Genomic DNA, 21,392 nt, shown 5'->3' on the forward strand with positions numbered 1-21,392 from the left:
TACGTGCTGTAAATGAGCATTTGATTCGCTTCGCTCCCCCCTATGGGGCCGCGCTGAAGCGCGTTCAGCCTTACGGCTGTGAGGCCGTTTTTAACGCAGTATTGCCAACGCAGGTAGTTTTTCAACAGCCTGCTAATCAAGGCCCGCTACAGGCCAGGGCCACCAGCACCGCGCACTCGGCTATTTCCAGCAGTGCTCCGGCGGTATCACCGGTGGTACCGTCCAGGCGTTTCAGCATCAAGCTGCGCAGCCAGATAAATACGCCTCCGGCTACCAGCCAGGCGAGCAGCGCCGGCCAGCCGAAGAGCAACATGGCCGCGGCATTGGCGGCCAGCACCCAGGGCAGTTGCCGGCGCGGCAGATGCTCGGCCAGGGCCTGACCGAGGCCACCGGCCCGCACATAGGGCGTGGTCAGAAACAGCAGCGGCAACAGACAACGCGCCAGCCAGGGCACCAGGACCAACAGTAGCCCGGCACCGCTCTCCAGCAAGGCCACCAGGGCGGCAAACTTGAGCAACAGCAGCAGTACCAGCACCACCACGGCAATCGGCCCGCTGCGCGGGTCTTTCATAATGGCCAGGGTGCGTTGCTTATCACCAAAGCCACCGACCCAGGCATCGGCGCTGTCGGCCAGACCATCCAGATGCAGGCCGCCACTGATGCCCACCCACAAGGTCAGCAACAACGCCGCCTGCAACAGCACGGCGCTATCACCCAGCAGTTGCTGCGCGGCGAGCAGCAACCCACCGATCAACAGCCCCACCAGCGGATAGCACAGCAGCGAACGGCCGATCTGCTCAGGCGTCGGCATGCCAGCCAGGGTCACCGGCAGGCGGGTAAGAAATTGCAGGGCAATCCACCAGGGTGTCATGCGCGTTCCCACAACTGCCCCTGCTGATCCAGGCACAGCTGAAAGCGCTCGGCATGGCCCACCACCACCTGCAGCAGGCCGTTGCGCGGCAGACCACGGGCGCGGGCCAGCAGCAGGCGGATCACCCCACCATGGGTCACCAGCAGCAGACGCTCGCCGCTATAACTCGCCTGCAAGCGCTGCAAGGCGCCTAATATCCGCGCCTCGAAGGCCAGCAGCGGCTCGCCCTCGGGCGGGGTAAAGGCATAGGGCTCGCGCCAGAAACGGCCGAGATCTTCTGCGCTGGTCTGCATCAGTTCGGCGCTGCTACGACCTTCCCAGGCACCGAAATGCAGCTCCTGCAGATCCGGCTCCAGGCTCAGTGGCAGGCCGTGCTGCGTCGCCAGTTCTTCGGCAAAACGCGCACAGCGCTGCAAAGGCGAGCTGATCAGCCGATCCCAGGGGCCGGCCTCGGCCACCGCCGCGCGCAGCTGCGCCCAGCCGGTTGCGGTCAGGGCATCGTCGAGACTGCCGCGCAGGCCGCCGCCCAGCTCGGTTTCACCGTGGCGCAGCAGTTCCAGATAGACCGTCATGCCGGGCGCTCGGCCACCGCCGCCTCGGCAAAGGTGGCCATCTCGTTGTGCAGGCTGCAGGCCAGTTGCAGCAGCGGCACCGCTAGAGCCGCACCACTGCCCTCGCCCAGGCGCAGCCCCAGATCGAGCAAGGGCTCGGCCTGCAGCGCCTTGAGCACCCGTTGGTGCCCCGGCTCGGCACCACTGTGGGCAAACAGCAGCCAGTGGCGACACTCCGCATTCAGCTGCACCGCCAATAGCGCGGCAACGCTGCAGATATAGCCGTCCACCAGGGCAGTAATGCCCTGCTGCGCGCAGGCCAGATAGGCACCGCTGAGCGCGGCAATCTCGAAGCCGCCGAGGCGCTGCAGGATGTCGATGGGTGCGCTGATGGCCGGGCGATGCAACTCCAGCGCGGCCTCAATCACCGCAGCCTTGTGCGCCACGCCCGCACTGTCCAGGCCGGTACCAGGGCCAACCAGTTCCTGCGCCGGACACTGCAGCAGCAGGCAGGCCATGGCCGTGGCCGCGGTGGTATTGCCGATACCCATCTCGCCACCGATAAACAGCTGGCTGCCGGCTGCATGGGCGCGCAGTACGCTGGCCTGGCCAGCATCCAGGGCCATGAGTAACTGCGCGGCAGTCATCGCCGGGCCCTGGGCGATGTTAGCCGTGCCCGCACCGATATGCAGATGACGCACGCCGCGCAGCGGCTCCAAAGGCAACGCGGTGCCCAGGTCGATGACCTCAAGCGTCGCGCCCAGCTGTTTGGCCAATACACTGATCGCCGCGCCACCATTGACGAAGTTGCGCAGCATCTGCCCGGTGACCGCCTGGGGGAATGCCGATACGCCTTCGGCGACCACGCCATGGTCGCCGGCAAAAATGCTGATCCACAGCTGCTCGATCTGCGGCCGCTGAGTACCCTGCATGGCCGCCAGCGCAATCGCCAGCCGCTCCAAGTGGCCAAGCGAGCCGGCCGGTTTGGTCAGCTGTTGCTGCCGCGCCTGGGCCTTGTTGCGCGCCGGTATATCCAGCGCCTGACAGCCCTGTTGCCACCATTGCTCACTCATAACGCCTCTCCTTTGAGAACCATCGGCAAACCCGCCACGCTAAACAGCACACGTTCACAGCGCTCGGCCAGGGCCTGATGCAGCCAACCGGCCTCGTCGACATAGCGGCGGGTCAGCTCGCCCAGCGGCACCACGCCCAGGCCGGTTTCATTGCTGACCAGCACAATCCGCCCCGGCAAGCCACTCAGACAGTCCAGCAGCGCATCGCGCTCGGCGCTCAGGCGCGCCGGATCATCCAGCATTAACAGATTGGTCAGCCATAGGGTCAGGCAATCGACCAACAGGCACTTGTCCGCGCCCGCCTGCTCATGCAACACCCGGGCCAGGGCCAGGGGTTCCTCCACCAGGCCCCAGTGCGCCGGACGACGCTCGCGGTGCTGCTGGATGCGCGTATTCATCTCGCCATCCAATGGCTGGCTGGTGGCGATATAGGTCACCGCCAGGCCGGACTCGGCCGCCAGCCGCTCGGCCAGGCGACTCTTGCCGGAACGGGCACCGCCGAGAATCAGTTCATGCATGACTCACCTTCGTTCAATTGACCGCCCGCCATCCGTAGCCCGCATAGTTCACGCAGCCGGGCCGTATCCAGATGCGCCTCAACCAGATCGGCCAGGCGCTCGATATCGCGTTCGCGCAGGGCGTGGTAATCCACTGCCTGCACCTCGCGCAGGCCGGCCCAGCGCAGCAGTGCGCTGCACGCCTCCGGGGTTTCAAACAGGCCATGCAGATAGGTGCCGAGCACCTGGCCATCGGCGCTTATGCCGCCGTCGCTGCGGCCATCGTCCAGTTGCACCGCCGCCGCTTGCAGGGCCGCGCCCGTGCTGACCCCGGCATGAATCTCGTAACCGCTGACCGGGACATTTTCCAGGCACAGCCGGCCGCGCACATTGCGCAGCTGCTTCTCGGCTTCCAGCACCGTGCAGAAATCCAGCAACCCCAGCCCTGGGCTGGAACCCGCCGCACCTTCCAAGCCATGGGGGTCGTCGATCTGCGTGCCGAGCATCTGCAAGCCGCCACAGATACCCAGCAGCTTGCCGCCATAACGCAGGTGTCTAGAGATGGCTGCCGGCCAGCCCTGCTGACGCAGAAAATCCAGATCGCTGCGTACGCTCTTCGAGCCGGGCAGGATGATCAGGTCGGCCGCCGGAATCGCCTGACCGGGGCCAACAAACGTCAGCTCGACCTGCGGATGCAGGCGCAGCGGGTCGAAATCGGTGTGGTTGCTGATGCGCGGCAGCACCGGCACCACCACCTTGATCCGCTCGGCCGCCTTGGTGCTCTGGCGAATATCGATGGCGTCCTCGGCCTCCAGATGGAAATCCATCAGGTAGGGCAATACGCCCAGTACCGGCTTGCCGGTGCGCTGCTCCAGCCAGTCCAACCCAGGCTGCAACAGGGCGATATCGCCACGAAAACGGTTGATCACAAAGCCCTGCACCCGCGCCTGCTCGCTTTCGGAGAGCAAGGCCAGGGTGCCGACCAGATGGGCGAACACGCCGCCCTTGTCGATATCGGCAATCAGCAGCACCGGGCAATCCACCGCCTCGGCAAAGCCCATATTGGCGATATCGCCGGCACGCAGGTTGATCTCCGCCGGCGAACCGGCGCCCTCCACCATCACCACTGGGTAGGCCGCACTCAGGCGCTGATGCGACTGCAGCACCGCCTGCAGCGCCACCTTTTTGTAGTCGTGATAAGCCACGGCATCCATGCTGCTGAGCGCGCGACCGTGGATGATCACCTGGGCGCCGGTGTCGCTATTGGGCTTGAGCAGCACCGGGTTCATATCGGTGTGCGGCGCCAGCCCGGCGGCCTGGGCCTGCACCGCCTGGGCGCGACCGATTTCGCCGCCATCGGCGGTGACGGCCGAGTTGAGCGCCATATTCTGCGGTTTAAACGGCACCACGCTAACGCCCTGGCGCTTGAGCCAGCGGCATAGCGCGGTTACCAGGGTGCTTTTGCCGGCATCCGAGGTGGTGCCCTGCACCATCAGCGTACTCATGCAAACTCTCCAGCAAAGGCAGTTAACGCGTGCTGCAACCGTTGCCAACCCGGTTCGTCTGCCGGCAGGCCGAAACGTAGGCTGCTGGGACTGTTGAAAAGCCGAGTGAGAATGCCCTTGCTGGCAAGAAACTCGTGCAACTCCTTAGCCTGCGGCGTGCAGCAGAACTGAAATAGCGCGCAGCCACCGGTGGGTGCGAAGCCTTGCGCGCCGAGCAGCGTGGCCAGGCGCTCACCGTCGGCCAATAGGCGTTGACGCTGCTGGCGCTGGCCGGCGTGATCCTGCAGCAACGCGCTGGCCACCACCCGGCTCGGCCCGCTGATTGCCCAGGGTCCGAGCAGCTCGGCCAGCGGCTCCAGCACAGCCGGCTGGGCCAGGACAAAGCCCAGACGAATACCGGCCATAGCGAAAAACTTGCCAAACGAGCGCAAAACGATCAGCCCCGGTCGCTCGCTAAAGGCCGCCAGGCTGTATTCTGGGGTGCAATCGATAAAAGCCTCATCCACCACCAACCAGCCGCCGCGCTCGGCCAGGCGGGCGTGCCAGTCCAGCAGGCGCTTGGGCTCAATACGTCGCCCGGTAGGGTTATTCGGATTGACCAGCAGCAGCACATCCAAACGCTCCAGCGCCCGCTCGATAGCACCCTCGCTGATCTCCAGCAGCTTATGCCCCTCGCGCTGCCAGGCCGCGGCGTGCTCGGCATAGGCTGGCGAGACGATGCCGACCCGTGCATCACGTACCAGACGCGGCAGGGCCTGGATCGCGGCCTGGGAGCCGGCTACCGGCAGCAGATTGCTTACCCCGTAGTAATCGCGCGCGGCGATTTCCAGGCCGTCATCCTGCTCGGGCAAGCGCGCCCAGGCACTGGCGGGAATCGCCGGCAGCGGCCAACCGTAAGGCGCGATGCCGGTGGACAGGTCCAGCCAATCCGCCAGGGCAATGCCATAACGCAGCGCCGCGGCGCGCAGACGGCCGCCGTGTTCAAGCATAAAAAGCTCCCCACAACAGCAGCAGCGCCAGCCACAGCAGCACGCCAGCGTTGACCAGATTGAGTGCCCGCTCGATATCGCGCGCCTTGGGCGGCGGCCCCGCGCCCAGTTCGGGTCGCAGATGCAGCTCGCCGTGATATTCCGCTGCGCCGCCCAGGCTGATGGCCAACGCCCCCGCTCCGGCGGCCATTACCGGGCCGGCATTGGGGCTGTCCCACAGCGGCGCCTGGGTGTGCCAGCAACGCAGCGCCAGCATGGTTTTACCGAGCAGCGCATAGGTCAAGGCGACCAGCCGGGCAGGCAGGTAATTGAGTGCATCGTCGATCTTCGCCGCGGCCCAACCGAAGCGCTCGAAACGTTCGTTGCGATAGCCCCACATGGCGTCCAGGGTATTGCTCAGGCGGTACAGCACCACGCCCGGCGCACCGGCCAGTACAAACCAGAACAGCGCGGCAAATACCGCGTCGCTGCCGTTTTCCAGCACCGATTCGCTGCCCGCCCGCGCCACCCCGGCGGCGTCCAGCTGCGCGGTATTGCGGCTGACCATATAACTGACCCGCTCACGCGCCAGGCGCAAGTCACCCAGACGCAGGGCCTGGGCCACCGGCATGGCATGCTCGCCCAGGCTTTTCAGGCCAAGGGCGGCGTACAGCGCAAGAATTTCCAGCGCCCAGCCCAAGCCGCTGATCTGGGTTAAGAGCCAGGTCAGCAGGGTCAGCGGCACTACCGCCAGGCACCAGGCGCTGACGCCATGGCTGCGCCAGCCAGCGCCGGCCGGGTTAAAACGTTGCTCGATACGGGTAGCCAACTGCCCAAACGCCACCAGTGGATGCCAGCCCTTGGACTCGCCAAAAATCGCATCCAGAGCGACCCCGGCGCAGGTGCTGAGCACCAGGCTCATGGCGTGCCCCACTGGTTCTCGAACAACAATTCACTCAGTGGCCGTGGCTCGGCCCAGCCCTGCTGCACCAGCATCGGCGCGTCATAGAACGCCGTTACCGGCCCCAGGCACAGCACCGCCAGCGGCTTGCTGCCAGCCGGCATAGTGAGCAGATCGGCCAGGGCCTGGGGTTCGAACAGCGACACCCAACCCATGCCCAACCCTTCGGCGCGGGCGGCCAGCCAGAGGTTCTGAATCGCGCAGGCCAAGGATGCCAGATCCATCTCCGGCAGGGTGCGGCGGCCAAACACATGGGCCTCGCGGCCGTCCATCAGGGCCACCACCAGCAATTCTGCGCAGTCGCGGATGCCCTCGACCTTCAGCCGCATAAACTCGTCGCTGCGCTCACCCAGCGCCTCGGCGGTGCGCACGCGCTCTTCTTCGACCAGGCCGTGGATCGCCTCGCGCAAGGCCGGGCGAGTAATGCGGATAAACCGCCAGGGCTGCATCAGGCCGACGCTGGGGGCCTGATGCGCGGCTTCGAGCAAGCGCGCGAGCAGCTCGGGAGCCACCTGGCCGCCGCTGAAATGGCGCATATCGCGGCGCTCGGCGATCGCGCGATAGACCGCCGCGCGCTCCTCGGGGCTGAAGGCCTGCTCACTCATGCCAGCGCTCCGGGCAGAAACAGTGCGGCGGCGGCAGCCGGATCGGACGGCAGGTAGAAGTGGATATAGGAGGCGGTCATCCGCCCCTGGCGATAGACCGCCTCACTGGTGCGCTTGTAGTTCGGACACTCGCCGCGGGTCAGCGGTTGCAGCTCACTGGTTAGCGCCGAGTAGTGGAAACTATGACCGCGCAGCAGCCCTTCCGGCAGCTCCGCCTGTTGCAGCGCCATGGCGGTCATACGTGGTTGCAGAGTTGCCTCGCCACTCAACAAACCAAGCATCTGCCCGTTCGCGCCCTGCTTGTCAGTCAATTTATCGAGTAGATAGAGCATGCCGCCGCACTCGGCGTGGATCGGCTTGCCGGCTGCATAGTGCGCACGAATCGATGCGGCCATGGACTGGTTGGCCTCAAGCCGGGCCAGGTGCAGCTCCGGGTAGCCGCCGGGCAGATAGAGGCTATCCACCTCTGGCAACTGACTGTCACTCAAGGGCGAGAAGAACGTTAATTCGGCGCCCAGCTCATGCAGCAGGTCGAGGTTGGCCTGATAGAGAAAGGCAAAGGCGCTGTCGCGCGCCACGCCAATCCGCACGCCCTTAAGTAACGGCGCGGGCCTGGCCTGGTCAGGGGCGGCGAAGCTGACGGGCGGCGGCAAATCGGTATCGGCGCTGGCGGCCAGGGCATCGGCGGCGGCATCCAGGCGCGCATCCAGGTCGGCCAACTCGCCCGCCTGCACCAGCCCCAGATGGCGGCTCGGCAAACCGACCTCGGCGCTACGCGGTAACGCGCCGTACCAGCGAATCGAGGCCGGCAGCGCATCACGCAAAATCTCGCCGTGCCGCGTGCTACCCACCCGGTTACCGAGCACCCCGGAGAACGGCAGATCAGGTTGAAAGGTCGCCAGGCCATGGGCCATGGCACCGAAGGTCTGCGCCATGGCCGAGCCGTCGATCACCGCCAGCACCGGCACGTCGAAGTGCCGCGCCAGGTCGGCCGCCGATGGCGTGCCATCGAACAGGCCCATCACCCCTTCGATCAGAATCAGGTCGGCCGCACCTGCGGCTTCCCACAGCAACTTGCGGCTCTCGGCCTCGCCAACCATCCACAGATCGAGCTGATACACCTGCGCGCCGCTGGCGCGGGCGAGGATCATCGGGTCGAGAAAGTCCGGGCCGCACTTGAACACCCGCACGCGCTTGCCTTGGCGCGCATGCAAACGCGCCAAGGCGGCGGTGACGGTGGTCTTGCCCTGACCGGAAGCCGGCGCGGCGATCAACAGTGCGGGGCACTGGCGGGCACTGATCAAAATTCGACTCCCTTTTGCGCCTTAACGCCGGCCTTGAACGCATGCTTGACCAGGCTCATCTCGGTGACGGTATCCGCCGCCTCGATCATCCCCGCCAATGCGCCGCGACCGGTCACCACCACATGCTGCAGCAGCGGCCGCGACTCGATATCGGCGAGCACCGCGTCGAGTTCCAGGTAGCCGTATTTCAGCGCGATATTCAGCTCATCCAGCACCACCAGGCCGATGCCCGGGTCGTTCAGCAGCTGCGCCGCCACCACCCAGGCTTCACGGGCCTTGTCGATATCACGCTGGCGATCCTGGGTTTCCCAGGTAAAGCCCTCGCCCATCACGTGGTAGCTGACTTCATCGGGAAAACGGCGGAAGAAGTTTTCTTCGCCGGTGCTGGCCGCGCCCTTGATAAATTGCACCACGCCAACCTTGAGGCCATGGCCCAAGGCGCGCGCGACCATGCCGAAGGCGCTGCTGCTCTTGCCCTTGCCATTGCCGCTGTGCACCAGCAGCAGGCCGTATTGGTCCTGGGCCTGGGCAATCTTCTCGTCAATCAGGGCTTTCTTGCGGGCCATGCGCGCCTTGTGCCGGGCGTCACGTTCAATCGATTCAGTCATCACCTATGCCCGCTTGCGATTTAGCTGGATAAGCATGCGGAGATAGACAAAGCGCGGGCCCACGCACAGCGCAAGCCACACGCCAGCCATCGCCCTCCGCGATGCCGTGGACTGTAACAGGCCGGTCTCCGGGCTTATGAGCGTTGGCCTGAAAATTCAGACCGCCACCAAACGCACCTTCCCATGCCTGAGCACAGTGGTGAAAAGCGCTGGTTTAACTCACTTACCGTTGCGGGGGCAGCGTCGGAATGGTTGGCGTAAACACGCAACGCACCGACTTCCCAGTTTCACCCCGCACACGCACAGCGTCGGGGGCACCTGTTACAAGGCGCGAAGGGTAGAGAGTTCGTGATTAAGCGTCAAACGAATGCGCCGCTTGCACCCGTGAATCAATGCCTGGGCATAAAGCCCGCCGGCTTGCTGGCCAGCCATTCGACAAAGCTGCGCAGGCGTTCATCACTGAGCAGGCTGTCGCGGTTGTTGTAGGTCAGCGCCAGTTCCTTTTCGCTAAACAGCCGGTGGATCTGGTTGTGACAGGCGCGGCAAACCCAGAGCGTGGCGCTGATGCGCTCGCTTTTGCCAAAGCGCTTCTGCACATAGACCTTGTTGTGCAGCGCCTTGGGGATCAGATGATGACGCGTCAGAGCGGCCGCACGGGCACACAGCTCACAGGCAGCGGGTTGTTCGGGCAGACGAATGGGTTCGGGCATAGGGGCTCAGCGTTTACGGCACAGACTCAGGCCATCGCCCAACGGCAACAGGGACAGGTCGATGCGCGGATCATCCCGCAGGGCCAGATTCAGCGCCTGAATCGCCCGGGTGTCGGCGCTTTCGGGGTTGTCCTCCAGCACCCGCCCGTTCCACAGGGTGTTATCGAACAGGATCAGCCCGCCCTGGCGCACCAGGCGCAGGGCATGTTCCAGATAGGCCGGGTAATTGGCCTTGTCGGCGTCGATAAACAGCAGATCGATACTACCGGCCAAACCTTCAGCCTCCAGCGCCGCCAGGGTCTGTAGCGCCGGGGCCAGACGCAGCTCGATACGCGCACTCAGCCCTGCTTCGCGCCAGTAACGCTCGGCAGTAGCGTTGTACTCGCCGGGGATGTCGCAGCAGATCAGCCGACCATCCTCGGGCATGGCCTGGGCCATGCAAATAGCGCTGTAGCCGGTAAAGGTACCGACCTCGATAATCCGCCGCGCGCCAATCAGCTGCACCAGCAAGGCCATAAACTGGCCTTGCTCGGGGGCAATCTGCCAACGCGCCATGCTTAGCTGCGCGGTTTCCTCGCGCAAACGCTTGAGCAGCGGGGTTTCACGCAGCGAGACATGCAGCAGGTAGTCATACAGGGCGCAGTCGAGGTTGAGCGTTCGGTTGGTCATGCCAACTCCCTCTGCAAATAACCGTTATCAGGGGTTGCTCGCCAGTTCCGGGGAGAATACGCGCTTGGCATTCAGGTAGGTGCGCTGCCAGTAGCTGTTGCTCAGGCTGTCCAGGCGCACGGTGCCGCCGCTGGACGGCGCATGCACAAAACGCCCGTCACCGACATAGATGCCGGCATGGCTGACCTGGCTGCCGCCATTGGTGGCGAAAAACAGCAGATCGCCACTTTGCAGGCGGTCGCGACCGACAGCCGGGGCGCGCATGCTGATCAGCTCGCGGGTCGAGCGCGGCAGACGGATGCCCGCCGCATCGCGGTAGACATAGCCAATCAGGCCACTGCAATCGAAGCCGCCATCCGGGGTATTGCCGCCGTAGCGATAGGGTGTGCCGACCAGGCCCAGGGCGCGAAACAGCACATCATCGGCATTGCCGTTAAAGCTGCCAATAGGCGCATGCACAACGGTTTGTGGGGTTGGAACGGGGGCGCGGCTGGAACAGGCGCTAAGCAGCGCAACGAGTACCAGCAGGCTGAGACGGGCGATAGCGGTCATGGACGAGCGATCCTGAGCCGGGATGCGCCCTACTCTGCCGGCTTGCACATCCTAGTGCAAGCTTTAGCTTTGCTTGGCAGGTTGTTGAAAACTATCGAGATGGGCTTGGAGTATCGACTAATCGCAGCGGCCGAACAGATTCAGTCGCCACTCACAGGGTTCAGGGATGACGTACAACCGACTCGCTTGGAGCCAGCGCCAGGGCACGTTTGGCCTCGATAAAGGTACGCGACCAGTAGCGATCATCCAGGCTATCGACCCGTACGCCGCCGCTGCGGCTGCTGCTGGAGTGGATAAACTGGTTATCGCCCATATAGATGCCGGCATGGCTGACGCGATTACGACCATTGGTGCTGAAGAACAGCAGATCACCCGGTTCCAGCTCGTCACGCGCTACCAGCGGTGCATCGATATTGATCATGTCGCGGGACGAGCGTGGCAGTTTCATGCCCAGCTCTTCCTTAAACAGGTAACCGATAAAGCCGCTGCAATCGAAGCCGGATTTGACCGAGCTGCCGCCGTAACGATAACGGGTACCCACCAGCGACAGACCATGAGTCAGGATGCTGTCCGCCAGTTGCGGCAGTTTGTAGGATTTTTCTTCGGTGAAGTCACCCAGAGCCGCTTCTTTGGCTTGCTCATCAAACTCGGCAAGTTCTGTCGAGGAGAACACCGCGGGCTGGGTTGTCAGCTGCGGCTGTGAGACGTGGTTGGCGCAGGCGGCCAGAACCACAGAAAGTGCGAGAGGCACGAGGGGTGCGAGGCGTTTGAGCATGGGCACGACCGTGTCGGTAAATTTCACAAGAGCGCGACTATGCCCTCTATGACATGCATTTGCAAATTCTATGGCTCTAAATGTGACTCAGTAGTTTCGGCAACACATCTAACGCCCGCCCTTGCAGATGCACATCCACCCGAGCGCTCAAGTCGGTGCGCTGCGGGTTGATCTCGACAGTAAAACCGCCATTCTGCCGCGCGCGCAGCAGCGGTTCGACGATATACGGGAAGCTGGCGCTGGTGCCGATACTGATCACCAGCTCAAAGCCTTTGTGCACCTCGTCATACAGCGTATCGATAGCCTGTTCGGGGAGCATTTCCTCGAACAACACCACAGGCGGACGCAGCACCCCGGCGCACTGCCGACACTTGGGCGGCAGCGGCCGCTCAAGGTGCTCCGCCAGCTCGGCGTCGAGCGCGCCACAGGATTGGCAATACAGCGGCGCCAGCTCGCCGTGAATCTCGATCACCCGCTCCATCGGGCTACCTGCCGCGCGGTGGTAGCCGTCGATATTCTGAGTCAGCAACCAGCACTGCGGCTTTCTGCGCTGCAGCTCGGCAATCGCATGGTGTCCGGCATTGGCCTGGGCGCCTAGGCAAGCCCGGCCCAGCTCCGCCAGGTATTTCCAGCACAGCGCCGGATCACGCTGCAGCATCGAGCCGGACAACGCTTGCTCAATCGGCAAGCCTTCGGCGGTATAGCCGTTATACAGGCCACCGAGGCCGCGATAGGTGGGCAAGCCGGAATCGGCGGACAGCCCGGCACCGGTAATCAGCAAGATGCGTTCAGCCTGCCTGAGCTGCTGTGCGACCTGCTGGATTGCCCGCTGCATCGTCAAGCCCTCAATGGTTGACCGTATGCGCCAGCATCACCGACAGCTGACACAGCGGCCGTCCGCTCTGCTCCTGCCATTGATTGAATGCGGCCTGCACGGCAGCCCGTTCTTTCAGGCTGGTCGGCGCCTTGTCGATGATCTTCTGCGCCTTCAGCGCAGCGACCATGTCATCGCTGGGCACAAAGGTATCCTTGCCGACCATACGCAGAAAGCGCGGCGCGGACAGGCCGCCGAGCTGGCTGCCGTGCTTGGCCAGGTACTTCCACAGGCCGACGATATCGCTCACCGGCCAGTCGGCGATCAGCGCGCCGAAGCTGCCCTTCTCCTGGCGTACATCGAGGATGAACTGGGCGTTGCGCGGCACGCTTTTGAGCTTGCCCAGGTGACGGATGATGCGCGCATCCTGCATCAGGTTTTCCAGGCGCTCGGCGCCCATCAGCACGACTTTTTCCGGATCGAAACCGAAAAACACCTGCTCGAAGGCCGGCCACTTGGCGTCCACCAGGCTGTGTTTGAGGCCAGCGCGGAAGATTCGCAGGCTAAGCACCGACAGGTAGCGATCATCAGTGATCGTGCGCAGCTCGGCGGCGCTGCGCGGCTGCGGCAGGATCGCCTCCAGCGCAGCGGCCGAGCCGAAGCGGTTCAGGCAATACTCGTTAAGCCATTTGTAATCGCGCATCGGGCAGTCCTTACACCGAAAGTTGATGGGTATCGCTGCGCTCAACCCATCCTACACAGCAGGTTCAGGTTCAGAGATTCATCACATCGAGGAAGCGCGGCGTAGCGCTGTCATCGATCTTCAGGCTCGCGAAGTCAAACAGGTTGCGGTCAGCCAGCTGCGACGGCACCACGTTCTGCAATGCGCGGAACATGATCTCGGTGCGCCCCGGCGACTTGCGCTCCCAGTCCTGCAGCATCTCCTTGACCACCTGGCGCTGCAGGTTTTCCTGGGAGCCACAGAGGTTGCACGGGATGATCGGGAATGCCTTGAGCTGGCTGTAAGCCTCGATATCCGCCTCGTTGCAGTAGGCCAGCGGGCGAATCACCACGTTGCGCCCATCGTCGGCACGCAGCTTGGGCGGCATGGCCTTGAGCGTGCCGCCGTAGAACATATTGAGGAAGAAGGTTTCCAGGATGTCATCGCGGTGGTGCCCCAGGGCCATCTTGGTCGCGCCGATCTCATCGGCAAAGGTGTACAGCGTGCCGCGGCGCAGGCGCGAGCACAGCGAGCAGGTGGTCTTACCTTCCGGGATCTTCTCCTTGACCACCGAGTAGGTGTCTTTCTCGACGATGTGGTACGGCACGCCGATGGACTCCAAATAGGCCGGCAATACATGTTCCGGAAAACCCGGCTGCTTCTGGTCCATATTTACCGCGACGATCTCGAACTTGATCGGCGCGACCTTCTGCAGGTGCAGCAGCACGTCGAGCATGGTGTAGCTGTCCTTGCCGCCGGACAGGCAGACCATGACCTTGTCGCCATCCTCGATCATGTTGAAGTCGGCAACGGCTTCGCCGGCCTGGCGACGCAGGCGTTTTTGCAGTTTGTTCTGATTGACCGAGAGGGTGCCCATGGTGCGCTGGAATCCGGATGCTTACGAGAGTGCGGCATTTTACCCAGAAAGCATCACGCGCCCTACCCCGCCGTTGCTGAAATGCTAGGCTCGGCCGATGAACGACGATTTCGACCCGGGCCTCGACCTGCCCGAACAACTGCACCAGTTGCTGCGCGCCGCCCCTGATGGCCTTGGCGAATATCAGCTGATCCAGCTACTGAAAGCCCGCCAGTGTGCGCATCTCCCCAGTCTGCCGCTGACCGACAAACTGGTGCTGTTTCGCACGCATTTTCTGCTGTTCAACGCCCTCTACCGCCTGCGTGAACGGCTGTGGGCGACGCAGAGCGGCTATCTGCAGATCAGTGCGCTGCATATCCAATTGCTGCCCTACCAGCCCGGCAGCAGCGAACTGAGCGAGCACGACCCGCTGCGCGACTACTACCTCGACCTCAGCCAGCTCAATGACACCGACGAGCAGGCTGTGGCCAAGCTGCTGCTGAGCTTCTGGACGCGTATGCACGGCAGCGAAGAGAAACAAGCGGCGCTGGAGCTGTTCGAGCTCGAAGGCCGCGAGCAAACGCTCAATCTTGCCACTATCAAGCACCGCTACCGGCAGCTGGTGAGCCAGCATCACCCCGATCGCGGCGGTAACACGGCGCGCCTGCAATCGATCAACAAGGCCATGGAAATCCTAGAACGCTATTACGGCCGCGTTTGAGAGTCCGATTTGCTCTAACGGCGCACCTTTGCCCTCTTTAATGGCTGCCTATACTGCGACATACGGTCGCATAGGTTCGGCCTTGTACCTGATGCCGCTGCACATGCTAATCAGGCGCTGCGCTGGGGGGCGACCGCTATAACAATAGGAGGTCTGGCATGATCCATCACGTTTGGGGGCTATTCACCCATCCCGACCAGGAATGGCAGGAAATCCGTGGCGAAGAAGAAACCATCAGCCACATGTATCTCACCCACGTACTGATTCTCGCGGCAATCCCCGTAGTCTCGGCCTATATCGGCACCACCCAGGTCGGCTGGGCAATCGGCGATCGAGCGCCGGTGATGCTGACCGAAGCCAGTGCGCTGCAAATGACCGTCATGACCTACCTGGCAATGCTTGCCGGGATAGCAGTGATGGGCGCGTTTATCCACTGGATGGCACGCACCTACGATGCCAGCCCAAACCTTACGCAATGCGTGGTATTTGCGGCCTACACCGCTACACCGCTGTTTATCGGCGGGCTGGCGGCGCTTTATCCACATCTCTGGCTGGCCATGGTGGTGGGCACGGCGGCCATCTGTTACACGGTGTACCTGCTCTACGTCGGCATACCGACCTTTATGGGCATCCCCGAGGATGAAGGCTTTATGTTCTCCAGCTCGGTGCTCGCCGTAGGCCTGGTGGTGCTGGTGGCGATGATCGCCACTTCGGTGATTCTCTGGGGCTTTGGGGTCGGCCCGGTGTACACCAGCTAAGGCAACGCCTGATGACATAACACGAAACCACCTGCGGGTGGTTTCGTCGTTTCAGGGCTGCAGGCACTGCCTGCCTTGGGCATAATCGCCACCCCAGTCTTGATCGCCGCCGCCATGCCCGAACACCTTCTAAGCCGCGTAGAACAGTGCTACCAGCAGGCTGAAGCCTTTTTCAAACGCCCCTTTGCCCGCGCCGAGGTGAGCTTCAAGCTGCGTGGACAAAAAGCCGGTGTGGCGCATCTGACGGAAAACAAGCTGCGCTTCAACCCGCAGTTGTACCGGGACAACCGCGAGGACTTTCTCAAGCAGACCGTCCCCCACGAAGTGGCGCACCTGATCGCCCATCAGCTGTTTGGCCTGAAGATTCAGCCCCATGGCGAGGAATGGCAGCTGATCATGCGCGGCGTGTATGAGCTACCGCCCAACCGCTGCCACAGCTATGCGGTGCAGCGGCGCACGGCTAGCCGCTATATCTACCGCTGCAGCTGCCCGCAGGGCGAGTTCCCCTTCTCTGCTCAACGCCACGCCTTGGTCAGCAAGGGTCGGCGTTACTTCTGCCGGCGCTGCAAGGTGACCTTGAGCTATACCGGTGAACAGCGCGTCGAATAGCCGCTGAGGGGCTACAGCACGTAACACAGCACCGCAACAAAGTGCATCAAGCTGCCGCCCATGACGAACAAGTGCCAGATGCCATGCCAATGGCGGAAACGGCTGTCATAGGCGAAGAAGATAATGCCTACCGTGTAGAGCACCCCGCCGCCAGCCAGCCAGATAAAGCCCGCCATGCCCAATGCGGCGATCAGCGGCTGAACCGCAATCAGCACAATCCAGCCCATCACCGCGTAGATCACAATCGACAACACCCGCGCCTCGGAGCGCGGCTTGATCTCCTGCAGCATACCGACCAGCGCCAGCCCCCAGACCACGCCGAATAGCGACCAGCCCCAAGGCCCGTAGAGGGTAACCAGGCAGAACGGCGTATAGCTGCCGGCGATCAGCAGGTAGATCGATAGGTGATCGAGCTTGCGCATCACTACCTTCGCCCGCCCCTGCACACTGTGGTAAAGCGTGGAGATGCTGTAGAGCAACACCAGCGTCAGGCCGTAAATGGCCACGCTGATAATCTTGCGCAGCTCGCCCTCCAGGCTGGCCAGCACCAGCAGCCACACCGCGCCGGCGCAGGCCAGCAGCGCCCCGACCAGATGGGTCCAGGCGTTAAAGCGTTCCCCGTGATACATATTTTCCGTTCCCGAACCGCCCACTGACATGAATGCCCCAGGCTTATGCCGGAAAAATCAGCGTTTGACGAGCGCCCGTTCTACCCAGCAAAGCGACTGACTAACCAGACGATCATGGGATGACACGGCAACGCTCAGTCAGGCAACCACCTTGGCGGCTTTCAGTTCGGCGATCTGCTCGGCGCTATAACCCAGCTCACTCAGCACTTCTGCGGTGTGCGCACCCAGGGTTGCGCCGATATGGCGTGGTGCGGGCAGGCCGCTGGAGAATTTGATTGGGCAGGCGATCTGCGCCTGCGGGCCATTGCCCGCACGCGGTACCTCGGTGACCAGGCCACGGGCCTTGATCTGCGGGTGTTCGACCGCCTCGCTAAGGTTGAGCATGGGTTCCACGCAGGCGTCCAGCCCGGCGAATACCTGACTCCATTCGGCGAAGTCACGCTTCTCGAACTCGATTTCGATCTCGCGCTTGAGTGCGCGCTGATCCTCGGGCTTGGGCGACAGACCGCGCGCCGCCAGCTCCGGGCGGCCGATGGCGGCGCAGAACTGCTGCATAAACTGCGGTTCCAGGCTGCCCACCGAGAACCAGCGGCCGTCGCGGCTGCGGTAATAGTCGTAGAAGCTGCCGCCATTCAGCGCCTGGCTTTCCATCGCCGGCTCCACCCCGGCGGCCAGATAACCCGCGCCGGCCATGCCGTGCAGGCTAAAGGCGCAGTCGGTCATGCTGATATCCACCTGCTGGCCCTGCCCCGTGGCCTGGCGCTGGATCACCGCTGCGAGCAGGCCGATCACCCCGTGCAGCGAGCCGCCGGCAATATCCGCCGCTTGAATCCCCAAGGGCAGCGGCCCACTGTCGCGCCGGCCGGTGTAACTGGCGATACCGGCCAGGGCCAGGTAGTTGATGTCGTGGCCGGCACGGTCCTTGTACGGGCCGGTCTGGCCGTAACCGGTGATCGACACGTAGACCAGCTTCGGGTTGATCGCTTTCAGCGCCTCGTAACCCACGCCGAGCTTGTCCATCACTCCGGGGCGAAACTGCTCCAGCACGATGTCGTACTCGGCCACCAGCTGCTTGACCATCTCCACCGCCTCAGGCTTTTTCAGGTCCAGGGCGATGCAGCGCTTGTTGCGGTTGAGGTAGGCATGGCTGGCCGATACCCCGCCATCATGCGGCGGCAGCACGCGCACCAAATCCATGCGACTGGGCGACTCGACCCGCAGCACCTCGGCGCCCATATCGGCCAGCAGCAGCGAGGCAAACGGCCCCGGCAACAGGGTGGAGAAATCCAGCACTTTCAGTGACGACAACGGGCCTGACATAACAGCTCCTTGGGGGTAATCGTTAACGCCGATGGGTATCGCTGCGCTCAACCCATCCTACGCCGTGCAGTTATTGCCAATGCAGCGGCTGCCTGGCATCCAGCTCATTGAGCTGATCGGCAAAGCGCGCTTCCAGTACGTTGCGGCGGATTTTCATGGTCGGGGTCATGCAGCCGTTGTCCACGGTCCAGGCCTCGCGCACCAGGACAAAGTGGCTAAGCCGCTCATGGGCCTCAAGCTGGGCATTAAGCTGCTGCAGGGTCTGCGCCAGGTCGGCCGCCACCTGCTCGCGCGCCTGTTCACGGGCGGCGGGCGACAGCTCGATCAATGCCAACGGCTGATCCAGGTTGCTGCCCATCAGGCACACCTGCTCGACCCAGAGGTTCTTGGCGATCTCCCCTTCAATGGGTGCAGGGGCGATGTACTTGCCCTTGCTGGTCTTGAAGATGTCCTTCACCCGCCCGGTGATTTTCAGGTAACCGGCCGCATCCACCTCGCCCTTGTCGCCGGTGTGCAGCCAGCCGTCACTGATGGTTTCGGCGGTTTTCTCCGGGTCCAGGTAGTAGCCCAGCATCAGGCTCGGGCAGCGCAGGAGAATTTCGCCATTGTCGGCGATGCGCAATTCATTACCCGGCATCGGCCGGCCGACGGTGCCAAAGCGCACTTGCCCCGGCCGGTTGAAGCAGCCATAGGCCAGGTGCTCGGTCATGCCATAGCCCTCGCAGATGGTGATGCCGATGCTCTGATACCAATCGAGCAAGGCGCGCGGAATCGCCGCCGCGCCGCTCACCAGAATGCGCGCGCGATCCAGCCCCAGGCCCTGGCGAATCTTACGTGCCAGCAGACCGCCGATCAGCGGAATACGCAGCAAGCGCGCCAGCTTGGGCTGCGGCAGTTTTTCCAGCACGCCTTGTTGAAAACGCGTCCATAGCCGCGGCACGGAGAAGAACACAGTCGGCCGCACATGGCGCAAATCGCTGGCAAAGGTCTCCAGCGACTCGACAAAAGCCACCCGGCCGCCGCTGTACAGCGCGTTCATTTCCACCAGAAAACGCTCGGCGGCATGCGACAGCGGCAGGTAGGAGAAATACTGATCCTGCTCGCTGATCTGCAGCTCCTGCACCGAGCGCCCGCCGGCAATGGCAAAAGCCTTGGCCGAGAGCATCACGCCCTTGGGCTGACCGGTGGTGCCGGAGGTATAGAGGATGCTCAGCAACTCATCCGGTGCCTGTGTGTGGCCATCGCGCAACGGCTGATGCGCCGCCAGCAAATCATGCCAACCATGGTTGGCCGAGAGGGTCGGGTACGGCATGGCGATACGCATAACCTCGGCCGGAATACCCGGCGCGAGCTTGGCCGGTTCGTCCAGCTTGCCGAGAAAGATCGCCTTGCACTGCGCATGACGCAGCACGTAGTCGATGCTTTCCGCCGACTGCAACGGATACAGCGGCACGCTGACCAGCCCGGCGAGCATGATCGCCAGGTCGGCAATGATCCACTCCGCGCAGTTCTTCGCCAGCAGCGCCACCCGATCCCCCGGTGCGCAACCCAGCGCGTGCAAGGCCGTGGCCATGCGCCGCGCCTGCTCATCCACCTGGCCCCAGGTAAAGTCATGCCACTGGCCGTTAACCGGCTGGCTGAGCCAGACCGCATCCGGGCGTTTTTCAACCCAGAGCGCCAGGCGCTCCAGGGGCAGTTGATCGGTCATCGCACTCCCTCGTTCTTATTGTTTTGCCGAGATAAACGTTAGCGCTGTAGGAGCCAGCTGGCTGGCGATCCGATTACCGAGAATGCATCGCCTGGCAGGTTGCAGCCACCCTAGAGTTTCATCCCACGGCTGATAATTTCCTTCATGATCTCCGAGGTGCCGGCGAAGATGCGCTGGATGCGCGCGTTCGCGTACATCTTGCAGATCGGGTATTCCCACATATAACCCCAGCCGCCGTGCAGTTGCACACCCTCATCGACCACCTTGCACAGCAGCTCGGTGGTGAACAACTTGGCCTCGGCGGCCACTTCCGGGGTGAGTTTCTTCTGGTTGTGATCCATCACGCAGCGATCGACAAACACCTGCGCCACGTCAATCTGCGTGCGCATCTCGGCCAGCTTGAAACGGGTGTTCTGGAAGTGCGAGATCGGCCGATCGAAGGCCTTGCGCTCGCGCACATAATCGATGGTGGTCTGCAATGCCGCCTCGGCCGCCGCCACCGCGCCGCAGGCGTTGGTCAGGCGCTCCTGGGCGAGCATGTTCATCAGGTAGAAGAAGCCGCCCTTGGCGTCGCCCAGCAGGTTGGCCTTGGGCACCTTGACGTTATTGAAGAACAGTTCGGCGGTGTCCTGGCTCTTCATGCCGAGCTTTTCCAGGTTCTTGCCGCGCTCGAAACCTTGCATACCGCGCTCGACCAGGAACAGGCCCATGGCGTGCTTGTTGGCCGGGTCGGTCTTGGCCGCAACAATCACCACATCGGCCAGCAGACCGTTGGAGATAAACACCTTGGAGCCGTTGAGCACGTAGTGATCACCTTGATCCACCGCGCTGGTGCGCATACCGGCGAGATCCGAGCCGGCGCTCGGCTCGGTCATCGCCACCGCCAGAATCAGCTCGCCACTGATGATGCCCGGCATAAAGCGCGCTTTCTGTTCGGCGTTACCGTACTCGGCGATATAGGGCCCGCACAGCGCGGAATGCAGCGGCAGCATAAAGCCCGGCTCGTTAATCTTCGCCAGCTCCTCGCACATGATCTGCTCGTAGCGGAAGTCCTTGAGTCCGGCGCCGCCGTACTCCTCATCCGCCCACGGCAGCAAGAAACCCATGTCGCCGGCCTTCTTCCACACCTCGCGGCTGACCACGCCGGCGGCTTCCCATGCATCCTGATGCGGCACCACTTCCTTTTTCAGAAAGGCGGCGAAGGCGTCGCGGAACATGTTGTGTTCGGTGTCGAAAATAAGACGCTGCATGCGGCGGTGCTCCCTGAGCTGAAGTCGTGCAGCAGGTTAGGCCCCACGCCCCCGCCGCCTCAATGACCCATGCGCTCAGCCTGGATTGACCCAATCGCTCGACCGGCTTGTCGGCGGCGCAATCAGCTGCCTACCATCGGCGAACAGGCCGTTGAAAAACTACCTGCGTTGGCAATACTGCGTTAAAAACGGCCTCACAGCCGTAAGGCTGAACGCGCTTCAGCGCGGCCCCATAGGGGGGAGCGAAGCGAATCAAATGCTCATTTACAGCACGTAAACTCCGCTTTTGACTCACTGCGTTCGCCCTGCGGGCCAGCCTGCGGCTGTTACTCCGCTTCGCTACGTAGCGGCCGTTTT

The 21,392-nt window shown here is 63.2% G+C and carries 24 protein-coding genes and 1 riboswitch; of the genes, 3 read left to right on the forward strand and 21 right to left on the reverse strand.

Translation table 11 applies throughout. The features are described from left to right. Positions 1–136: 136 nt before the first annotated feature. The 17 genes from WA145_RS05425 to ttcA all read right to left on the reverse strand — a co-directional run bounded on the left by WA145_RS05425 (position 137) and on the right by ttcA (position 14,061). Positions 137–871: an adenosylcobinamide-GDP ribazoletransferase gene (locus tag WA145_RS05425; RefSeq protein WP_422580586.1), complete on the reverse strand. Its 735-nt coding sequence runs from the start codon at positions 869–871 to the stop codon at positions 137–139. Further along, positions 868–1,443, reverse strand: a complete 576-nt coding sequence (cobC, locus tag WA145_RS05430; RefSeq protein WP_422580587.1) for an alpha-ribazole phosphatase family protein — start codon at positions 1,441–1,443, stop codon at positions 868–870. Before cobC ends, WA145_RS05425 begins: the two co-directional genes overlap by 4 nt. Continuing rightward, on the reverse strand, positions 1,440–2,495 hold the full coding sequence (gene cobT / locus WA145_RS05435; protein WP_422580588.1) for a nicotinate-nucleotide--dimethylbenzimidazole phosphoribosyltransferase: 1,056 nt from the start codon (positions 2,493–2,495) through the stop codon (positions 1,440–1,442). Before cobT ends, cobC begins: the two co-directional genes overlap by 4 nt. After that, the gene (cobU, locus tag WA145_RS05440; RefSeq protein WP_422580589.1) at positions 2,492–3,013 is read right to left on the reverse strand and encodes a bifunctional adenosylcobinamide kinase/adenosylcobinamide-phosphate guanylyltransferase; all 522 of its coding nucleotides are present in this window, start codon (positions 3,011–3,013) and stop codon (positions 2,492–2,494) included. Before cobU ends, cobT begins: the two co-directional genes overlap by 4 nt. Continuing rightward, a complete protein-coding gene (locus WA145_RS05445; protein ID WP_422580590.1) occupies positions 3,001–4,497 on the reverse strand; it encodes a cobyric acid synthase in 1,497 nt (498 codons plus the stop codon). Before WA145_RS05445 ends, cobU begins: the two co-directional genes overlap by 13 nt. Beyond that, positions 4,494–5,486: a threonine-phosphate decarboxylase CobD gene (gene cobD, locus WA145_RS05450; protein ID WP_422580591.1), complete on the reverse strand. Its 993-nt coding sequence runs from the start codon at positions 5,484–5,486 to the stop codon at positions 4,494–4,496. The genes WA145_RS05445 and cobD overlap by 4 nt, the downstream gene beginning before the upstream one ends. Continuing rightward, positions 5,479–6,387: an adenosylcobinamide-phosphate synthase CbiB gene (gene cbiB / locus WA145_RS05455; protein WP_422580592.1), complete on the reverse strand. Its 909-nt coding sequence runs from the start codon at positions 6,385–6,387 to the stop codon at positions 5,479–5,481. The genes cobD and cbiB overlap by 8 nt, the downstream gene beginning before the upstream one ends. Continuing rightward, on the reverse strand, positions 6,384–7,031 hold the full coding sequence (gene bluB / locus WA145_RS05460; RefSeq protein WP_422580593.1) for a 5,6-dimethylbenzimidazole synthase: 648 nt from the start codon (positions 7,029–7,031) through the stop codon (positions 6,384–6,386). Before bluB ends, cbiB begins: the two co-directional genes overlap by 4 nt. Continuing rightward, a complete protein-coding gene (locus WA145_RS05465; RefSeq protein ID WP_422580609.1) occupies positions 7,028–8,332 on the reverse strand; it encodes a cobyrinate a,c-diamide synthase in 1,305 nt (434 codons plus the stop codon). Before WA145_RS05465 ends, bluB begins: the two co-directional genes overlap by 4 nt. Continuing rightward, on the reverse strand, positions 8,332–8,943 hold the full coding sequence (gene cobO / locus WA145_RS05470) for a cob(I)yrinic acid a,c-diamide adenosyltransferase (protein WP_422580594.1): 612 nt from the start codon (positions 8,941–8,943) through the stop codon (positions 8,332–8,334). The genes WA145_RS05465 and cobO overlap by 1 nt, the downstream gene beginning before the upstream one ends. A gap of 102 nt (positions 8,944–9,045) precedes the next feature. Then, a riboswitch (cobalamin riboswitch) is annotated at positions 9,046–9,280 on the reverse strand. Positions 9,281–9,332: 52 nt separating this feature from the next. Next, complete coding sequence (locus WA145_RS05475; RefSeq protein WP_422580595.1) at positions 9,333–9,653, reverse strand: hypothetical protein; 321 nt, start codon at positions 9,651–9,653, stop codon at positions 9,333–9,335. A gap of 6 nt (positions 9,654–9,659) precedes the next feature. Next, positions 9,660–10,322: an O-methyltransferase gene (locus tag WA145_RS05480; RefSeq protein ID WP_422580596.1), complete on the reverse strand. Its 663-nt coding sequence runs from the start codon at positions 10,320–10,322 to the stop codon at positions 9,660–9,662. Between the two features lie 27 nt (positions 10,323–10,349). Then, the gene (locus WA145_RS05485) at positions 10,350–10,874 is read right to left on the reverse strand and encodes a C40 family peptidase (RefSeq protein ID WP_422580597.1); all 525 of its coding nucleotides are present in this window, start codon (positions 10,872–10,874) and stop codon (positions 10,350–10,352) included. 160 nt (positions 10,875–11,034) lie between these two features. Then, a complete protein-coding gene (locus WA145_RS05490; protein ID WP_422580598.1) occupies positions 11,035–11,649 on the reverse strand; it encodes a C40 family peptidase in 615 nt (204 codons plus the stop codon). A gap of 76 nt (positions 11,650–11,725) precedes the next feature. Beyond that, positions 11,726–12,490, reverse strand: coding sequence for an NAD-dependent deacylase (locus WA145_RS05495; protein WP_422580599.1), 765 nt, complete (start codon positions 12,488–12,490; stop codon positions 11,726–11,728). Between the two features lie 4 nt (positions 12,491–12,494). Further along, complete coding sequence (locus tag WA145_RS05500) at positions 12,495–13,166, reverse strand: DNA-3-methyladenine glycosylase I (protein ID WP_422580600.1); 672 nt, start codon at positions 13,164–13,166, stop codon at positions 12,495–12,497. A gap of 70 nt (positions 13,167–13,236) precedes the next feature. Then, positions 13,237–14,061, reverse strand: a complete 825-nt coding sequence (gene ttcA, locus WA145_RS05505; protein WP_422580601.1) for a tRNA 2-thiocytidine(32) synthetase TtcA — start codon at positions 14,059–14,061, stop codon at positions 13,237–13,239. A gap of 97 nt (positions 14,062–14,158) precedes the next feature. Between ttcA and WA145_RS05510 the strand changes: the two genes are divergently transcribed. The 3 genes from WA145_RS05510 to WA145_RS05520 all read left to right on the forward strand — a co-directional run bounded on the left by WA145_RS05510 (position 14,159) and on the right by WA145_RS05520 (position 16,128). Further along, positions 14,159–14,761 carry a DNA-J related domain-containing protein gene (locus tag WA145_RS05510; RefSeq protein ID WP_422580602.1) on the forward strand — a complete coding sequence of 201 codons (603 nt, stop codon included), beginning with the start codon at positions 14,159–14,161 and terminating at the stop codon, positions 14,759–14,761. 158 nt (positions 14,762–14,919) lie between these two features. After that, positions 14,920–15,519, forward strand: a complete 600-nt coding sequence (locus WA145_RS05515; RefSeq protein ID WP_422580603.1) for a Yip1 family protein — start codon at positions 14,920–14,922, stop codon at positions 15,517–15,519. A gap of 114 nt (positions 15,520–15,633) precedes the next feature. Continuing rightward, positions 15,634–16,128, forward strand: coding sequence for a SprT family zinc-dependent metalloprotease (locus WA145_RS05520; protein ID WP_422580604.1), 495 nt, complete (start codon positions 15,634–15,636; stop codon positions 16,126–16,128). A gap of 11 nt (positions 16,129–16,139) precedes the next feature. On the opposite strand, the gene trhA is transcribed toward WA145_RS05520, so the two are convergent. The 4 genes from trhA to WA145_RS05540 all read right to left on the reverse strand — a co-directional run bounded on the left by trhA (position 16,140) and on the right by WA145_RS05540 (position 21,035). Continuing rightward, positions 16,140–16,757, reverse strand: coding sequence for a PAQR family membrane homeostasis protein TrhA (gene trhA, locus WA145_RS05525; RefSeq protein WP_422580605.1), 618 nt, complete (start codon positions 16,755–16,757; stop codon positions 16,140–16,142). A 138-nt stretch (positions 16,758–16,895) separates the two neighbouring features. Then, on the reverse strand, positions 16,896–18,077 hold the full coding sequence (locus tag WA145_RS05530) for a CaiB/BaiF CoA transferase family protein (RefSeq protein WP_422580606.1): 1,182 nt from the start codon (positions 18,075–18,077) through the stop codon (positions 16,896–16,898). Between the two features lie 70 nt (positions 18,078–18,147). Then, positions 18,148–19,785: an AMP-binding protein gene (locus WA145_RS05535; RefSeq protein ID WP_422580607.1), complete on the reverse strand. Its 1,638-nt coding sequence runs from the start codon at positions 19,783–19,785 to the stop codon at positions 18,148–18,150. Between the two features lie 110 nt (positions 19,786–19,895). After that, positions 19,896–21,035 carry an acyl-CoA dehydrogenase family protein gene (locus WA145_RS05540; protein WP_422580608.1) on the reverse strand — a complete coding sequence of 380 codons (1,140 nt, stop codon included), beginning with the start codon at positions 21,033–21,035 and terminating at the stop codon, positions 19,896–19,898. Positions 21,036–21,392 lie beyond the last annotated feature (357 nt).

Source organism: Pseudomonas sp., assembly GCF_049301935.1.
Classification (GTDB): Bacteria; Pseudomonadota; Gammaproteobacteria; order Pseudomonadales; family Pseudomonadaceae; genus Aquipseudomonas.

Coding starts and splice junctions, on each gene's coding strand:
- cobC (WP_422580587.1), bottom strand. CDS start 1,443: ATGACGGTCTATCTGGAACTGCTGCGCCACGGTGAAACCGAGCTGGGC.
- cbiB (WP_422580592.1), bottom strand. CDS start 6,387: ATGAGCCTGGTGCTCAGCACCTGCGCCGGGGTCGCTCTGGATGCGATT.
- WA145_RS05540 (WP_422580608.1), bottom strand. CDS start 21,035: ATGCAGCGTCTTATTTTCGACACCGAACACAACATGTTCCGCGACGCC.
- cobU (WP_422580589.1), bottom strand. CDS start 3,013: ATGCATGAACTGATTCTCGGCGGTGCCCGTTCCGGCAAGAGTCGCCTG.
- bluB (WP_422580593.1), bottom strand. CDS start 7,031: ATGAGTGAGCAGGCCTTCAGCCCCGAGGAGCGCGCGGCGGTCTATCGC.
- WA145_RS05425 (WP_422580586.1), bottom strand. CDS start 871: ATGACACCCTGGTGGATTGCCCTGCAATTTCTTACCCGCCTGCCGGTG.
- trhA (WP_422580605.1), bottom strand. CDS start 16,757: ATGTATCACGGGGAACGCTTTAACGCCTGGACCCATCTGGTCGGGGCG.
- WA145_RS05490 (WP_422580598.1), bottom strand. CDS start 11,649: ATGCTCAAACGCCTCGCACCCCTCGTGCCTCTCGCACTTTCTGTGGTT.
- ttcA (WP_422580601.1), bottom strand. CDS start 14,061: ATGGGCACCCTCTCGGTCAATCAGAACAAACTGCAAAAACGCCTGCGT.
- cobO (WP_422580594.1), bottom strand. CDS start 8,943: ATGACTGAATCGATTGAACGTGACGCCCGGCACAAGGCGCGCATGGCC.
- WA145_RS05480 (WP_422580596.1), bottom strand. CDS start 10,322: ATGACCAACCGAACGCTCAACCTCGACTGCGCCCTGTATGACTACCTG.
- WA145_RS05535 (WP_422580607.1), bottom strand. CDS start 19,785: ATGACCGATCAACTGCCCCTGGAGCGCCTGGCGCTCTGGGTTGAAAAA.
- cobT (WP_422580588.1), bottom strand. CDS start 2,495: ATGAGTGAGCAATGGTGGCAACAGGGCTGTCAGGCGCTGGATATACCG.
- WA145_RS05485 (WP_422580597.1), bottom strand. CDS start 10,874: ATGACCGCTATCGCCCGTCTCAGCCTGCTGGTACTCGTTGCGCTGCTT.
- WA145_RS05475 (WP_422580595.1), bottom strand. CDS start 9,653: ATGCCCGAACCCATTCGTCTGCCCGAACAACCCGCTGCCTGTGAGCTG.
- WA145_RS05515 (WP_422580603.1), top strand. CDS start 14,920: ATGATCCATCACGTTTGGGGGCTATTCACCCATCCCGACCAGGAATGG.
- cobD (WP_422580591.1), bottom strand. CDS start 5,486: ATGCTTGAACACGGCGGCCGTCTGCGCGCCGCGGCGCTGCGTTATGGC.
- WA145_RS05510 (WP_422580602.1), top strand. CDS start 14,159: ATGAACGACGATTTCGACCCGGGCCTCGACCTGCCCGAACAACTGCAC.
- WA145_RS05500 (WP_422580600.1), bottom strand. CDS start 13,166: ATGCGCGATTACAAATGGCTTAACGAGTATTGCCTGAACCGCTTCGGC.
- WA145_RS05445 (WP_422580590.1), bottom strand. CDS start 4,497: ATGAGTACGCTGATGGTGCAGGGCACCACCTCGGATGCCGGCAAAAGC.
- WA145_RS05520 (WP_422580604.1), top strand. CDS start 15,634: ATGCCCGAACACCTTCTAAGCCGCGTAGAACAGTGCTACCAGCAGGCT.
- WA145_RS05530 (WP_422580606.1), bottom strand. CDS start 18,077: ATGTCAGGCCCGTTGTCGTCACTGAAAGTGCTGGATTTCTCCACCCTG.